Below are 15,636 nucleotides of genomic sequence, written 5' to 3'. Positions count from 1 at the left end.
GATCCGGCGGTGCAACTCAACATCGACGCCACGGCCATGACGCAGGCGGCAGTCGGCGCCGGCTACGTGTCCTCGATCCTGCAGCAGGAAACGACGAACTATCTGCATTCCCGCGGCATCGCGCGCGAACTGCCGGTGCGCAGCGTCGAACGCGCCTTCTTCAATCCGAACCTGGAAGGCTTCTGGCACATGGCGATCAATGCGCTGGTGGAGAACCTGACCATGCTGACCATCCTGCTGGTCGGCGCAGCGGTCATCCGCGAGCGCGAGCGCGGCACCATCGAACATCTCCTGGTCATGCCGGTCCGCGCGCATGAGATCGCCGCCGGAAAGATCTGGGCCAATGCGCTGGTGGTGGCGTTCTTCGGCACGTTGTCGCTGCTCATCGTGATCAAGGGCGTATTGCACGTGCCGATCGCGGGCTCGATCCCGCTATTCGTTGCCGGCATGGTGCTCTATCTTTTCGCCATCGCCTCGCTCGGCATCCTGCTTGCGACCATTGCCAACACCATGCCGCAGTTCGCGCTGCTCGCGATCCCGGTATTCCTCATCCTCAACATGCTGTCGGGCGGCGCCTCCCCGCTCGAAGCCATGCCGCAGCCGCTCCAGGTCGCGATTCAGGTTTCGCCGGCCGTGCATTTCGTGCAATTCACGCAGTCGGTGTTGTGCCGGGGCGCCGGCATCGACCAGGTCTGGCCGCATCTCGTCGCGATTGTCGCGCTTGGCGCAATCTTCCTGGCGGCCGCACTTGCCCGTTTCCGCCGGATGCTGGCACGGGTGCAGTAGGTCTCGGAAGCTGGCTGGGGCGGGAGGGATCGAACCTCCGAATGGCGGAATCAAAATCCGCTGCCTTACCGCTTGGCTACGCCCCATCAGGTGACCTCGGGAAGGCCGGGCGAGCTGGCACCCGCAGATTCCCTTCGGTCGCAGCCGGTCTATAGGGTGCGGCGCGGCATTTCAACCGCCTGGAGGGGCAAAATACCACCGCCCGGGGCGCGGGCGCACCACACCTTGATATAGGCGGGGGCGAAGGCCCGATGCGGTCCCGTATCGCACCCATTGAGGCCTCAGCCATTTCATGGGAATACGGCGGCAAACCTGTCCACGGGGAGTTTGCCATGACCTACCGCGCGCCGATTTCTGACATGCTGCTGTCGCTCAACCATGGCGCCGGCCTCAAGGCCGCAGTGGAGGCCGGCCATTACGGCGATTTCGACGCCGACATTGCCGCCGCCGTGCTGGAAGAGGCCGGCAAATTCGCAACCGACGTGCTGGCGCCGCTGAACAAGGTCGGCGACGAGCACGGCATCAAGCTCGATGCCGGCAAGGTGACGACGGCGCCGGGCTGGCCGGACGCCTACAAGCGCTGGATCGACGGCGGCTGGAACGCGGTCTCGGGCTCCGAGGACTTTGGCGGCCAGGGCCTGCCGCTGGCGATCAACGCCGCCTGCACCGAGATCTGGAGCGCGTCGAATATCGCCTTCGGCCTCTGCCCGCTGTTGACGGCCTCGGCGATCGAGGCGCTGGAGGCGCATGGCAGCGAGGAGCTGAAAAAGATCTATCTGGAGAAGCTCGTCACCGGCGAATGGACCGGCACGATGCAGCTGACCGAGGCGCAGGCGGGCTCCGACGTCGGTGCGCTGCGCACCCGTGCCGAAAAGCAGGCCGACGGCACCTATCGCATCAAGGGGACGAAGATCTTCATCACCTATGGCGAGCACGACATGACCGACAACATCGTGCATTTCGTGCTGGCGCGCCTGCCCGATGCCCCCGCGGGCACCAAGGGCATCTCGCTGTTCCTGGTGCCGAAATTCATGGTCAACGCCGACGGCTCGCTCGGCGCACGCAATGACATCTTTGCCTCGGGCGTCGAGCACAAGCTCGGCATGCACGCCTCCCCCACCTGCACCATGACCATGGGCGACCATGGCGGCGCCATCGGATTTTTGATCGGCGAAGAGAACCAGGGCATGCGCTGCATGTTCACGATGATGAACCAGGCCCGTCTCGGCGTCGGCCTGGAAGGCGTCGGCATCGCCGATCGCGCCTATCAGCAGGCGCTCGCCTATGCGCAGGAGCGCAAGCAGGGCCGCGCCGTCGGCAAAAAGGGCGACGGGTCGGATGCGATCTTCGTGCACCCCGACGTCAAGCGCATGCTGATGCGGATGCGGGCGCAGACCGCGGCCGCGCGCACCATCTGCTATGCGACAGCGGTCGCGCTCGACGTGTCCATGCGCGCCAGGGATCCGAAGGTCCGCGCCGATGCGGCCGCACGCGCGGCGCTGCTGACACCGATGGCAAAGGGTTATTCCACCGATATCGGCAACGAGGTTGCCTATCTCGGCGTGCAGATCCATGGCGGCATGGGCTTCATCGAGGAGACCGGCGCCGCGCAGCATTATCGCGATGCCCGCATCACCACGATTTACGAGGGCACCAACGGCATCCAGGCGATCGACCTCGTGACGCGCAAGCTTGCCGCCAACGGCGGCGCGGCGGTGTGGGCGCTGATTGAGGAGCTCTCGGCCACGGTCAAACAGGTCGAGGCCTCCAACGACCCCGCCTTCGGCACCACCGGCGCAAAGCTGCGCGAGGCGCTGGAGGCCTTGAGGCGCAGCAGCAAGTGGCTGCTCGAACGCGTCACGTCGGCGCCGAACGAGGCGCTCGCCGGCGCGACGCCGTATCTGCAGCAGTTCGGCTCGACGCTCGGCGGCTGCCTGCTCGCCTCCGAGGCGCTCGCGGCGAAGGCCGACGGCAACACCGAGGCGGCGCGCTACGTCTCGCTCGCGCGCTTCTTCGCCGAGAACATCACCGTGCAGGCAGGCGCGCTCGAGCGCACCGTGACGGAAAGCGCGGAGTCGGTCGCGGCGGCGGATGCGGTGCTGTTGGGGTAAGCTGCTTGCCGCGAGCGTCGGTGCGTAGGGTGGGTTAGCCCTGCAGATGCGCAGAGCGCATCTGCGTGGCGTAACCCACCGCTTGTGCCGCCGCGTGAACAGAAGAGGTGGATTACGCTTCGCTAATCCACCCTACGCGCTTACGAAGCCGCGACCTCCGCCCGCTTCCCAGGCCGCCATAGCACGATGCCGGCCGCGATCACATCGAGCGCCACGCACATCGCAAACGCCATGGTGTAGTCGCCGCTCGCGCTGCGCACGAGGCCGACGATGCCGGGACCGAAGGCGCTGACGATGCCGCTGATCGACGTACCCAGCCCCATCGCGGCCGCGAACGCCGCACTGCCGATCTCGCGCTGGATGATCAAGGGCGGAAAGGTGATCATGTTGCCGATCGAGAAGCCGTAGACGGCGCAGCACAACAGCAGCACGATCGGGCTCTGGCTGTGCAGGAGCACGAGCAAGGCCGCCGCCTGGCTCATCATCGACGCCGCGCAGGCAAGCCGCGGATCGAGCCGGTCGACGAACAGGCCGAGCGTGAGCCGCCCGATCACCGCCATCGCGGCCATGATGGTGACCGCGAGGCCCGCACTGGCGCGGCCGATCAATGGTTCGAGGAACGTCACCTGGTGAATGATGAATCCCATCTGCGCCAGCAGCGCGATCGCGATCGGCAGCACCATGGTCCAGAATGATGCAGCGGCGAGCAGCGCCCGGCGCGAATGGCGCGCGGCGCCTTCGCCGCTTGAAACGGGTCCCGCTGCATGCAGCGACACGGCGGCCGGCCAGCCGGTGAAGACGACGACCACCGGCAAGACCAGCGCCACCATCACGAGGGTCGCCGCCAGCATGGCCGAACGGAAGCCGATGCTGGTGCTCAGCGCCAGCAGAACGGGAACGAGGATGATGCCGCCGCAGGTGGCGCCGTTGAAGGCGAGGCTGAGCGCGAGCCCGCGCCGTCGCTCGAACCAGGCGTTCAGCACGGTGGCGATCACCACCGAGCCCATTCCGGTCCAGCCGACCGACATCAGGGCATAGGCCAGATAGAGCTGCCAGGGCAATTGCATCAATCCCAGCAGCGCGGTCGATGCGCCGAGCGCCGCAAGCCCGCACAGGATCAGGGCGCGCAGCCCGATGCGGACGAGCAGATCGTCGGTAAAGATCACAAGGACGGCGCTCAGCAGAAACGAGAAGGTGCTGGCCGAGGACACCAGCGTGCCCGGCCAGCCATGGGCGCGCTGGAGCTCGGCGAGATAGACGCCCTGGCCGTAGAGGCCAAAGCCGAACATGAAGAAGGCCATCAGGAAACAGGCCAGCACCACGCGCCAGCCGCGGTAGCGCAGCGAGGACTCGTCAACCTCCGTTGCGGCGATCATCGTCAAATATCGGCCTGAGGAACGAAACGGCTGATCGTGACGCACAACCACCGGTTTTTCAAATGAAACGTTGTAGCCGATTGTTGCAATGCGCAAATCGCGCTGCCGGGTCGTTCCCCCGACGCCATCGGGCGGGTGTCATGCAACCATTTAGCGGCATCACTGCCGAATTGATTGAGCCACAGGATTGGCACGCCTGCGGGATCATGTAGGCTGAGCCGTGCAAGACTCGCGAGCGGCAGGCGCCGCGGCGAGCGCAGGGAGTGCTCATGCCGAACGGCAATATCATCGTCACGGACGACCGCGGCACACGCGTCATCACCCTGCGCCGTCCCGGCAAGAAGAACGCGATCACGCAGCACATGTATCGCGAGATGAGCCGGGCGATCGACACCGCACAGAATAATCCCGATATCCGCTGCATGATCATCACCGGCGGCTCCGGCGTGTTCACCGCCGGCGACGATATCGACGACTTCATGCATGCCGACGCTGCGCGTCCGGAGACGTTGTCGGACGGCGCCAAATTCCTCTATTCGCTGGCGCTCAACGTCAAGCCGATCATCGCAGCCGTGGACGGTGCCTCGATCGGCATAGGCACCGTAATGCTGTTTCACTGCGACTATGTGCTCGCCTCGAACGCCGCGACCTTCTCGGCGCCCTACATCAATCTCGGGCTCGTTCCGGTCGGTGCCGCCAGCCTCCTGATGCCCAGCACCATGGGTTACCAGCGCGCCTTCGCCATGCTGGTGATGGGCCGCAGCTTCACGGCCGCCGAGGCCCATGCTGCCGGCTTCGTCAACACCGTGGTGTCGCCGGGACATACCGAGGTCGAAGCCCGCAAGGTGGCGCGCGAGATCTGCCGGCTTCCGGCCGAGGCGGTCGCAATCTCGCGCAAGCTGCTGCGCGCCCCGCCGGAGGAACTGACCCGCCGCATCGACCAGGAGGCCCATCTGTTCGGCGAGCGGTTGAAGTCCAACGATGCGATTGCCGCGTTCAATGCGTTCGCGAACAGGAAGAAGAAGAAGTAAGACTGTCCAGCGCCCAGCGAATGGCCGTCATTCCGGGGCGCGCGAAGCGCGAGCCCGGAATCCATGGGGCGGCAGAGTTAGCGGATGAATGGATTCCGGGCTCGCGACTTCGTCGCGCCCCGGAATGACAGCGAGAACTTTCGTGAAATCTTCGTCCCGAGCGATTAATCTTGTTCCATGCGATACCAATCCATCCTTGCCACGCTTTCGCTCGCGCTTCTCCCCCTCTCCGCCGCGGCGCAGACCGCAGCGCCGGTCGAGCTGCGGATTCTCGCGATCAACGATTTCCACGGCAACCTCCGTCCGCCGCCGGGCGGCATCCGCATCAATGACCCCGAAGACAAGACCAGGAAGGCGATGGTGGCCGCCGGCGGTGCCGAATACATGGCGACGCTGGTGAAGCAGCTGAGCGAGGGGCACAAGAACACCATCTTCGTCGCCGCCGGCGATCTGATTGGGGCGAGCCCGTTCCTGTCGGCGATGTTTCACGACGAGCCCTCGGTCGAATCGCTTTCGATGATGGGGCTTGCGATCACCTCGGTCGGCAACCACGAATTCGACGAAGGCAAGACCGAGCTGCTCAGGATGCAGAATGGCGGCTGCCATCCCGAAGACGGCTGCCAGGGGCCGCATCCCTTCACCGGCGCCAAATTCCACTATCTCGCGGCGTCCACCGTGGAGACCGCGACCGGCAAGAGCGTGCTGCCGCCTTACGAGATTCGCGAGTTCGATGGGATTCCGGTCGCCTTCATCGGGCTGACCTTGAAGGAGACCGCCGGCATCGTCTCGCCCAGGGGCATTGCGGGACTGGAATTTCGCGATGAGGCCGAGACGGTGAACGCACTGGTGCCGCAGCTGAAGGCGAAAGGCGTCGAGGCGATCATGGTGCTGATCCACCAGGGCGGTGAGCCCGCAGGCGACTACAACGAATGCCCTGCCATTACCGGACCCATCGTCGACATCGTCAAGAAGTTCGACCCTGCCGTCGACGTGATCGTCAGCGGCCACACGCACCGCGCCTATGTTTGCGATATCGATGGGCGGCTCGTCACCAGCGGCGACAAATACGGCACGCTGGTTACGGCGATCGACCTCAAGCTCGATCCTGCAACCCGCGACGTTGTCGGCGCCAAAGCCGAGAACGTCATCGTCGCCAACGCTTCGCTGGCCAGGGATCCGGAGCAAACCGCGCTGATCGACGCCTATGACAGGCTGTCGGCGCCGATCGCCAACCGGCCGGCCGGATCGGTGACGCAGACGCTGTCGCGCGTTCCCAACGAAGCCGGTGAAAGCGCACTCGGTGACGTCATCGCCGATGCCCAGCTCGCCGCGACGAAGGATGCCAAGGACGGCAGCGCTGTCATCGCGCTGACCAATCCCGGCGGCATCCGCACGGATCTCATCCCCAAGGACAACGGCGCGGTGTCCTATGGCGACCTGTTCGCAAGCCAGCCGTTCCGCAACCGCCTCGTCACCATGACGCTCACGGGCAGTCAGCTCAAGGATATGCTGGAGCAGCAATGGCTCGATCCGAAGCGGCCGCGAATCCTTCAGGTCTCGATCGGGTTCAGCTACAGCTGGGACGCGTCAAAGCCATTCGGCGAGCGCATCATGGCCGACAAGATGACGCTCAACGGCAAGCCGATCGAGCCGGCCGGCTTCTATCGCGTGACCCTTAACGACTATCTGGCGGTCGGCGGCGACGGTTTTACCGTCGCCAAGCAGGGCACCTCGCCGCAATATGGCGGCTACGATTCCGACGCGCTGTTTGCCTTCTTCAAGGCGCATGGTCCGATCGGCCCGTTGCCGCCCACCCGCATCCTGCGCATCAATTGATCTGGATCAAGCGGGCCGGAACGGGTCGGGCCTTTGCCATTCGCTGCGGAACGCCTAGATTGGGTTTTGCATTGCGTTTTGGCGCCGGATGCGCCAAGCGACGTCGAGAGTTCGTTCCCCGTGAGGCCGACCTGATGAGCACGCTTCTCCTTTCCCACAAGGCCTGCCTCGACCATGTCACGCCGCCGGGACACCCCGAGCGCCCGGATCGCCTGCGTGCGGTGGAGGAAGCGCTGTCGGTCGAGCGCTTCCAGTTCCTGGCGCGCGATCAGGCGCCGGAGGGCGATCTCGATCTCGTCACGCTGTGCCACAACGAGCACTACGTCACCGAGCTGCGCCACGTCGCGCCGACCAGCGGCCAAATCTATCTCGACGGCGACACCTCGATGTCCCCGGGTACTTGGGAAGCGGTGATGCGCGGCGTCGGCGGCGCGGTGGCGGCGACCGAGGCCGTGATGAACGGCGAGCACCGCAACGCCTTCGTCGCGGTGCGCCCGCCCGGCCACCACGCCGAGATCGGCAAGCCGATGGGCTTCTGCTTCTTCGACAATGTCGCCATCGCCGCGCGCCACGCGCAGCGCAAATACGGCATCAAGCGCGCCGCCATCGTCGATTTCGACGTCCATCACGGCAACGGCACCCAGGACATCTTCTGGTCGGATCCATCAGTGATGTACTGCTCGACCCACCAGATGCCGCTGTTTCCGGGCACCGGCGCCAAGGGCGAGCGCGGCGATCACGACACCATCGTCAACGCGCCGCTCGCCTCGGAAGACGGCGGCCCCGAATTCCGCAGCGCGTTCGAGAATCTGATCCTGCCGCGGCTGGAGAAATTCAGCCCCGAGCTCCTCATCATCTCCGCGGGCTTCGATGCGCATTACCGCGATCCGCTGGCCTCGCTGAACTTGCGCGCGGAGGATTATGCCTGGGTGACGCGCAAGCTGATGGACCTCGCCGACAAGTCCGCCGGGGGACGCGTTGTTTCTGTGCTTGAAGGCGGCTACGACCTGCAAGGACTGAAAGAATCTGTTACGGCGCATGTCGGCGCCCTGATGGGCGCTTGAGATACCCGCCACATTAAGCCCGCAAAACCCTGCTGTTTTGCAAGCGTAGCGAATCGGGCAATCGGAAACGGATATGGCCGAAAATACCCAAGTCGACGTCTCCAGGCTCACCTTCGAGCGCGCGATCGAGGAACTCGAAACGATCGTGAAGCGGCTCGAGGACGGCAAGGTGCCGCTCGAGGAATCCGTCACGATCTACGAACGCGGCGAAGCCCTGAAACGGCGCTGCGAGGAGCTGTTGCGCCAGGCCGAGGCGCGCGTCGACAAGATCACCACAGATGCCAATGGCCAGGCCGCCGGCACGGCACCCCTGGACGTGCAGTAAGGCGCGCAGCCAGCCGCCTCGCGCATCGGCCGCCTGCAATTTTTTCAAGCTCGCATGCCCCGTCTTGGCCGGCGAAGGGAAGGCCGGCGCCAAGGCCTGAGAGTTCCGCCTCGGCGTTCGCCATCCCGCGAATTCCGCCGAAAAGGCTGTCTTTCCGCAAAGATCCTGCCAAGGAACCGGGCAGGAGTGGAACCTTCCCTCCGGCGCCACGATTAACCAAATTGGCCCGCCGGTTGCACCTGCATACCCGTGATCGGCCCTGTGGGTTGGCTTTGGCCTCAGCTTTGGTGTAAAGCTGCGCGGAGTGTGGCTTTTTGTTAGCCTTGACGTGGGGACCGATTTTCGATGTCAAGTGCCTCAAATCGCTAATGAATTGGCTGGGACGGACGAAGCCGATCTACGTGACAGGGATCACACAGACTGAACCGGAGCGCACTTAGGCTCACCTAAGCTTGAAGACGGGGCCTTGCCCCATGCAGGTGGCTCCGACGGTTTAAGGACTCGCGCTGCGCCGATATTGTGCAAACCCATCGCGCACCGGAATGACTTTCCGGCGCTGACAAATTGGAAATCGCCGTGAACGCATACAGTAAAACGCCGCTTCTCGACACCATCCGGACGCCGGAAGACCTGCGCAAGCTCAAGGTCGAGGAGGTTCGCCAGGTCGCCGACGAGCTGCGGCAGGAAACGATCGATGCCGTCTCGGTGACCGGCGGTCACTTCGGCGCGGGCCTCGGCGTGGTCGAGCTCACCACCGCGATCCACTACGTCTTCGACACGCCGCGTGACCGGCTGATCTGGGACGTCGGCCATCAGGCCTATCCGCACAAGATCCTCACCGGTCGCCGCGACCGCATCCGCACGCTGCGCACCGGCGGCGGCCTGTCCGGCTTCACCAAGCGCAGCGAGAGCGATTACGATCCGTTCGGCGCCGCGCATTCCTCGACCTCAATCTCGGCCGGTCTCGGCATGGCCGTCGCGCGCGATCTCTCCGGCGGCAAGAACAACGTTATCGCCGTGATCGGTGACGGTGCGATGTCGGCGGGCATGGCCTATGAGGCCATGAACAATGCCGGCGCCATGAATTCGCGCCTGATCGTGATCCTCAACGACAACGACATGTCGATCGCGCCGCCGGTTGGCGCCATGAGCGCCTATCTGTCGCGCCTCTACTCCGGCAAGACCTACCGCACGCTGCGCGATGCGGCCAAGCAGATCAACAAGCGCCTGCCCAAGATCCTCGCCAACCGCGCCAACCGCGTCGAGGAATATTCCCGCGGCTTCATGATGGACGGCGGCACGCTGTTCGAAGAGCTCGGCTTCTACTACGTCGGCCCGATCGACGGCCATAATCTCGACCATCTCCTGCCCGTGCTGAAGAACGTCCGCGACATGGAGACCGGCCCGATCCTGGTCCATGTCGTGACGCAGAAGGGCAAGGGCTACGGCCCGGCGGAAGCCTCCGCCGACAAGTACCACGCCGTCGTCAAGTTCGACGTCGCCACCGGCACCCAGGCCAAGGCCAAGCCGAATGCGCCGGCCTACCAGAACGTGTTCGGCCAGAGCCTCGTCAAGGAAGCGCAGAAGGACGACAAGATCGTCGCCATCACCGCGGCGATGCCGTCGGGTACCGGCGTCGACATCTTCAACAAGGCGTTCCCGGACCGCACCTTCGACGTCGGTATTGCCGAGCAGCACGCGGTGACGTTCGCCGCCGGTCTTGCGACCGAAGGCTACAAGCCATTCTGCGCGATCTACTCGACCTTCCTGCAGCGCGGCTATGACCAGATCGTCCATGACGTCGCGATCCAGAACCTGCCCGTGCGCTTCGCCATCGACCGCGCCGGCCTCGTCGGCGCCGACGGCGCGACCCATGCCGGCTCGTTCGACAATGCCTATCTCGGCTGTCTGCCCAACATGGTGATTATGGCTGCGGCCGATGAAGCCGAGCTCGTGCACATGGTGGCGACCCAGGTTGCGATCAACGACCGTCCGAGCTCGCTGCGCTATCCGCGCGGCGAAGGCCGCGGCATCGAGATGCCCGAGGTCGGCATTCCGCTCGAGATCGGCAAGGGCCGCATGATCCGCCAGGGCAACAAGATCGCCCTACTCTCGTTCGGCACGCGTTTGGCCGAATGCGAGAAGGCGGCCGACGAGCTCGCCGCCCACGGCCTCTCCACCTCGATCGCCGATGCGCGCTTCATGAAGCCGCTCGACACCGAGCTGGTGCTCAAGCTTGCCCGCGACCACGACGTGCTGATCACGATCGAGGAAGGCTCGATCGGCGGCTTCGGCTCGCATGTCGCGCAGTTCCTGACCGATCAGGGCGTGCTCGATACCGGCATGGTCAAGTTCCGCGCAATGGTCCTGCCCGACGTATTCCAGGATCACGACACCCCGGCCGCGATGTACGCCCGGGCCGGCCTCGACGCCAAGGGCATCGTCGCCAAGGTGTTCGAAGCGCTCGGCAAGGATGTGAAGGCCGAGACGGTCAAGCTGGCTTGATCTGGTTCACCTCTCCCGCTTGCGGGAGAGGTCGACGCGAAGCGTCGGGTGAGAGTTCTATCCTCTGGGAGACTGTCCCGTTGCAGAGACACCCTCTCCCCACCCTTCCCCCGCAGGCGGGGGAGGGAGCAGACCGCAAGCTGTAGCTTGCACCTCGCCTCAAACTTTCTGGTTCTATCTCCATGAAAATCTATCTGGCAGGTCCCGACGTGTTCCTGCCGGATGCGGTTGAGATCGGCCGGCGCAAAGCCGCGATCTGCACCGCCCACGGTCTTACCGGTCTCTATCCCCTCGACAACGCCATCGACCTCACCGCTTCAGACGCCTCGCGGCGGATCTTTTGCGGCAATGAGGCGATGATGGACGGGGCCGACGCCATCATCGCCAATCTCACCCCGTTCCGCGGTGCCGGCGCCGACCCCGGCACCGTCTACGAGCTCGGCTACATGGCCGGCCGCCGCAAGTTTTGCCTCGCTTACTGCAACGATCCCGCCACCTATGCCGACCGCCTCAGTCGCTTCATGGCCGTCACCCCCGAGGACGGACGGCTGGTCGATGCGCAGGGGCTGACCGTCGAGGATTTTGGCCTCGTCGATAACCTGATGATGATCCATGCGCTGGAGCTACATGGCTGCCCGCTGGTGACGCCGGCGCAAATGCCTGTCGACGTCTGGCATGATCTGGCCGCGTTCGAGGCTTGCGTCCGGATGGCGGCCGCGCGATTGATCGCTACATAGCGATCAAGTCGCTGGAGAGATCGATGTCCCCTGCCCGCAAGCGCGCGGATGTTCTGCTGGTCGAGCGCGGCCTGTTCGAGAGCCGAGCGCGGGCGCGCGCGGCAATCGAGGCCGGGCTCGTCACGGCCAACGACAAGCAGGTCGAAAAACCCTCGGAGACGATCGCCGAGGACGCCGTGATCCAGGCCGAGCCGGCGCATCCCTACGTCTCGCGCGGCGGCGTCAAGCTCGCCGGCGCGCTGGAGCGCTACAGAATCGAGATCGAGGACCATGTCTGCCTCGACGTCGGCGCCTCCACCGGCGGTTTTACGGAGGTGCTGCTGGCGAACGGCGCGAGCCTGGTGTTCGCTGTCGATGTCGGCACCAGCCAGTTGCACGCCTCGCTGCGCGGTCATCCCAAAATCGTGTCGATGGAGGAGACCGACATCCGTGCCTATGAGGGCAAGCGGCTGCCGGCGCGGCCCGATGTCGTCGTCATCGACGTCAGCTTCATCTCGCTGAAGACCGTACTTCCCGTTGCACTGTCGCTGGCGGCCGCGCCGATGAGCTTGCTGGCGCTGATCAAGCCGCAATTCGAGGCTGACAGGAAGCACAACAAGAAGGGCATCATCCGCGACGCCGCCGTGCATCAGGAGATCTGCGACGACATCGCGGCCTTTGCCGCCTCGCTCGGCTGCACCGAGATCGAGGTGTTTCCCTCCTCGATATCAGGCGGTGACGGCAATATCGAATTCTTCCTGGGCGCGCGCCGTGGTTGAACGCGTCACGATCGATCATGTCGGCCATCGCGGCGACGGCGTTTCGCTCACGACGGGCGATGCGATCTATGTGCCCTACACGCTCGGCGGCGAGAGCGTCGAGGTCGATCACGTTGCCGGCCATCATCCCGACCGTCGCAAGCTGCTGGCGGTCGATATCGCCAGCCCCGAGCGCATCGAGCCGTTCTGTCCGCATTTCGGCGTCTGCGGCGGCTGTGCGATCCAGCATTGGGCGGCGGAGCCTTACCAGGCCTGGAAACGCAACATCGTGGTCGAGACGCTGGGGCAGGCCGGCATGACTTGCGAGGTGGCGCCGCTGGTCGATGCGCATGGTGCCGGGCGAAGGCGCGTCACGCTGCACGGAAGGTTCGGCACGCATGACGTGCTCAAGGTCGGCTTTTCCGCGACGAACTCCCACGACGTGATCCCGATCGACCGCTGTCCGATCCTCGATCCCGCGCTGGACGGCGCGCTCGATGCCGCCTGGGCCATCGCCGAGCCGCTGACGTCGAAAATGCCGGTGACCAAACCGCTCGACATCCAGGTGACCGCCACCATCAACGGCCTCGACATCGACGTGCGCGGCTCCGGCCCCCTGCCGACGCCGCTGGTCACCGCGCTGTCGCGCGTCGCCGAGCAGCATGGTCTGGCGCGGCTGACGCGGCACGGCGAATTGGTGCTGCAACGCCTGCCGCCAACGGTGCGGATGGGCCGTGCCGAGGTGACGCTGCCGCCGGGCTCATTCCTGCAAGCGACCGTGGCCGGTGAAGAGACGCTTGCTTCACTCGTCGCCGAGCGCGTCGGCAAGGCGAAGGAGGTTCTCGACCTGTTCTGCGGCGTCGGCCCGTTCGCGCTCAGGCTTGCCGAGAAAGCCCGCGTCACCGCCTATGACAGCGACGCCGGCGCGATCGCCGCGCTCACGAAGGCGGCGCGCACGCCGGGACTGAAGCCGATCAGGTGCGAGCCGCGTGACCTGTTCCGCCGTCCGCTGGTGCCGCCGGAGCTGCGCGATTTCGATGCCGTGATATTCGATCCGCCGCGCCAGGGCGCACAGGCACAGGCGCTGAAACTCGCCGCGAGCAAGGTGCCCGTGGTGATCGCGGTGTCCTGCAATGTCGCGACCTTCGCCCGTGACGCGCGGCTGCTGATCGATGGCGGTTACAAGATCGAGAATGTCGTCCCGGTCGATCAGTTCCGCCACACGCCGCATGTCGAGCTGGTGGCGAAGTTCAGCCGCTAGCGTCTCAGTTGGCCCAGCGCCGGCGACTCGCCCGGCAGCATGTTCGACCTGATATCGCTGTCCATGAGGCCGGAGTCGCGCTGGGTGAACCCGGCGCCGAACGACAGGCTGAGATTGGACGTCGGCTTGAATTCGACGCCCGCAAATCCGCCGTAGCCGGGACCGGCGGCGGAGGTCAGCGGTGCAACCGAGCTGCCGATGCCGTTACCGTATTTCAGCGTGTCGAAGCCGGCAAAGAAGGTCACGGGCGAGCCGCCCGCGGTCTTCATGTTGTAGCCGAACTGCGTGCTGTCGTAGGAGAGCGCGCTGAAATTGCCTGAAGATCCAGCATGGGTGAAACCGCTCAGGCCGAGATCGCCGCTCCGGCTTCCGACGAAAAAGCCGGGACGGAAATCATAGCCATTGCTGTAGCTCTCGGTGCTGCCGCCATAGCCGAAAGCCCCGCCCGGAATCCAATACTGCACAGGCGCGACCTGGGCTTGAGCAGGTCCGCCGCCAAGGCAGAGCAGTGCGAGAAGAGCTGTAAGACCGCAGGTACGAGTAAAACCGGACATCGAGATAACCGTCAGAATGGTGCGCAAAATATACGCCCGGTGAGGTGCGAATGCCAGTGATGCGATGCCGCTGATCACGCCATCGGGTACCAGACCCTGACGCTTTGAACCTCCTGGGTGCCGGATTGACCCATTGAAAGGACGCGCAAGCTGAAGCCGCGGCTTTGACCGCGAAAGCCCGATGCCGTCCGATCACGCGCGATCGCGCAGACCTTTGAAAATGCCCGACATTGGATGGAGGCTGTCATGGAGGTCAATTCCGACAGGTTGAATGCCTTTATGGGCAAGATGATTACCGAGGTCGGGGCGGCGATGAACGCATCGCTGGTCCTCCTGGGCGACAAGCTCGGCCTCTATCGCGCTCTTGCCGCAAAGGGACCGATGAACTCGGCCGAACTTGCAAAGGCCACCGGAACGGCGGAGCGCTATGTCCGCGAATGGCTGGCGAGCCAGGCGGCATCCGGCTACGTCGAATACGATGCCGGCTCGGGAAAGTTCTCCATGCTGCCGGAGCAGGCGATGGCGCTCGCTGACCAGGACAGCCCGGTGTTCCTGGGCGCGGTCGGCAACGTCATTGCCGCAGCCTTTCTCGATGAGCCAAAGGTCACCGACGCCTTCAAGTCCGGCAAGGGCGTCGGCTGGAACCGGCGCAGCGAGTGCCTGTTCTGCGGCACCGCCCGCTTCTTCCGCACCGGCTACATGCATCACCTGGTGCAGGAATGGCTGCCCGCGCTTGACGGCGTCGTGGACAAGCTGAAGCGCGGCGCCAAGGTCGCCGACGTCGGCTGCGGACATGGCGTCTCGACACGGCTGATGGCGGAGGCCTTTCCGAACTCCCGCTTCTATGGCTTCGACTATCACGAGGGTTCGATCGAGGCGGCGCGCAAGGCGGCCGCCGAGGCCAGGCTCGGCGATCGCGTCAGCTTCGCGGTTCACTCGGCCAAGACCTATCCGGCCGAGGGCTACGATCTCGTCTGCTTCTTCGACTGCCTGCACGACATGGGCGATCCCGTCGGCGCCATCAGCCATGTGCGCCAGACCATGGCGAAGGACGGTACCTGCATGCTGGTCGAGCCATTCGCGGGCGACCGCCTCGAAGACAATCTCAATCCGGTCGGGCGCGTCTATTATGCCGCATCGACCATGATCTGCACGCCGGCCTCGCTCGATCAGGAGGTGGGCCTCGCACTCGGCGCGCAAGCCGGCGAGGCAAGGCTACGCAAGGTCGCGAACGAAGGCGGCTTGTCGCGCTTCCGCCGCGCTGCGGAAACGCCGTTCAACCTGATCCTGGAAGCGCGGATCTGATTTTGATC

The 15,636-nt window shown here is 65.0% G+C and carries 13 protein-coding genes and 1 tRNA gene; 11 read left to right on the top strand and 3 right to left on the bottom strand.

The features are described 5' to 3' along the window. Nucleotides 1-9: 9 nt before the first annotated feature. Nucleotides 10-786, top strand: coding sequence for an ABC transporter permease (locus HYH07_RS00760; RefSeq protein WP_312016617.1), 777 nt, complete (start codon nt 10-12; stop codon nt 784-786). Between the two features lie 11 nt (nt 787-797). Here HYH07_RS00760 and HYH07_RS00755 read toward each other — a convergent pair. Continuing rightward, nucleotides 798-872: transfer RNA gene (locus HYH07_RS00755), tRNA-Gln, on the bottom strand. Nucleotides 873-1,118: 246 nt separating this feature from the next. Here HYH07_RS00755 and HYH07_RS00750 point away from each other — a divergent pair. Further along, nucleotides 1,119-2,897 carry an acyl-CoA dehydrogenase gene (locus HYH07_RS00750; RefSeq protein ID WP_220000650.1) on the top strand — a complete coding sequence of 593 codons (1,779 nt, stop codon included), beginning with the start codon at nt 1,119-1,121 and terminating at the stop codon, nt 2,895-2,897. A gap of 140 nt (nt 2,898-3,037) precedes the next feature. On the opposite strand, the gene HYH07_RS00745 is transcribed toward HYH07_RS00750, so the two are convergent. Next, nucleotides 3,038-4,273 carry an MFS transporter gene (locus HYH07_RS00745; RefSeq protein WP_220000649.1) on the bottom strand — a complete coding sequence of 412 codons (1,236 nt, stop codon included), beginning with the start codon at nt 4,271-4,273 and terminating at the stop codon, nt 3,038-3,040. A gap of 269 nt (nt 4,274-4,542) precedes the next feature. Between HYH07_RS00745 and HYH07_RS00740 the strand changes: the two genes are divergently transcribed. The 8 genes from HYH07_RS00740 (at nt 4,543) to HYH07_RS00705 (ending at nt 13,769) form a co-directional block, all read left to right on the top strand. Further along, complete coding sequence (locus HYH07_RS00740) at nt 4,543-5,304, top strand: enoyl-CoA hydratase-related protein (RefSeq protein ID WP_220000648.1); 762 nt, start codon at nt 4,543-4,545, stop codon at nt 5,302-5,304. 177 nt (nt 5,305-5,481) lie between these two features. Beyond that, nucleotides 5,482-7,140: a bifunctional UDP-sugar hydrolase/5'-nucleotidase gene (locus HYH07_RS00735; RefSeq protein ID WP_220000647.1), complete on the top strand. Its 1,659-nt coding sequence runs from the start codon at nt 5,482-5,484 to the stop codon at nt 7,138-7,140. 134 nt (nt 7,141-7,274) lie between these two features. After that, the gene (locus HYH07_RS00730) at nt 7,275-8,204 is read left to right on the top strand and encodes a histone deacetylase family protein (RefSeq protein WP_220000646.1); all 930 of its coding nucleotides are present in this window, start codon (nt 7,275-7,277) and stop codon (nt 8,202-8,204) included. Nucleotides 8,205-8,277: 73 nt separating this feature from the next. Beyond that, the gene (locus HYH07_RS00725) at nt 8,278-8,529 is read left to right on the top strand and encodes an exodeoxyribonuclease VII small subunit (RefSeq protein ID WP_194477154.1); all 252 of its coding nucleotides are present in this window, start codon (nt 8,278-8,280) and stop codon (nt 8,527-8,529) included. 576 nt (nt 8,530-9,105) lie between these two features. Continuing rightward, nucleotides 9,106-11,034, top strand: a complete 1,929-nt coding sequence (gene dxs / locus HYH07_RS00720; protein ID WP_220000645.1) for a 1-deoxy-D-xylulose-5-phosphate synthase — start codon at nt 9,106-9,108, stop codon at nt 11,032-11,034. Nucleotides 11,035-11,216: 182 nt separating this feature from the next. After that, entirely contained in the window at nt 11,217-11,771 is a 555-nt protein-coding gene (locus HYH07_RS00715) for a nucleoside 2-deoxyribosyltransferase (RefSeq protein ID WP_220000644.1), read from the top strand. Between the two features lie 23 nt (nt 11,772-11,794). Beyond that, nucleotides 11,795-12,529 carry a TlyA family RNA methyltransferase gene (locus HYH07_RS00710; RefSeq protein ID WP_220000643.1) on the top strand — a complete coding sequence of 245 codons (735 nt, stop codon included), beginning with the start codon at nt 11,795-11,797 and terminating at the stop codon, nt 12,527-12,529. Then, nucleotides 12,522-13,769 carry a methyltransferase gene (locus HYH07_RS00705; protein WP_220000642.1) on the top strand — a complete coding sequence of 416 codons (1,248 nt, stop codon included), beginning with the start codon at nt 12,522-12,524 and terminating at the stop codon, nt 13,767-13,769. The genes HYH07_RS00710 and HYH07_RS00705 overlap by 8 nt, the downstream gene beginning before the upstream one ends. Here HYH07_RS00705 and HYH07_RS00700 read toward each other — a convergent pair. Next, nucleotides 13,766-14,323, bottom strand: coding sequence for a hypothetical protein (locus HYH07_RS00700; RefSeq protein WP_220000641.1), 558 nt, complete (start codon nt 14,321-14,323; stop codon nt 13,766-13,768). The two genes, HYH07_RS00705 and HYH07_RS00700, sit on opposite strands and share 4 nt — an antisense overlap. 246 nt (nt 14,324-14,569) lie before the next feature. Here HYH07_RS00700 and HYH07_RS00695 point away from each other — a divergent pair, with 246 nt between their 5' ends. After that, nucleotides 14,570-15,628, top strand: coding sequence for a methyltransferase domain-containing protein (locus tag HYH07_RS00695; protein ID WP_220000640.1), 1,059 nt, complete (start codon nt 14,570-14,572; stop codon nt 15,626-15,628). The last annotated feature ends 8 nt before the right edge of the window (nt 15,629-15,636 follow it).

The sequence above is a fragment of the Bradyrhizobium sp. BR 10261 genome, assembly GCF_019455395.1.
GTDB classification, from domain to species: domain Bacteria; phylum Pseudomonadota; class Alphaproteobacteria; order Rhizobiales; family Xanthobacteraceae; genus Bradyrhizobium; species Bradyrhizobium manausense.
Note: the sequence above shows the minus strand (reverse complement) of the source record. Positions and strands in the feature narration are given on the sequence as shown.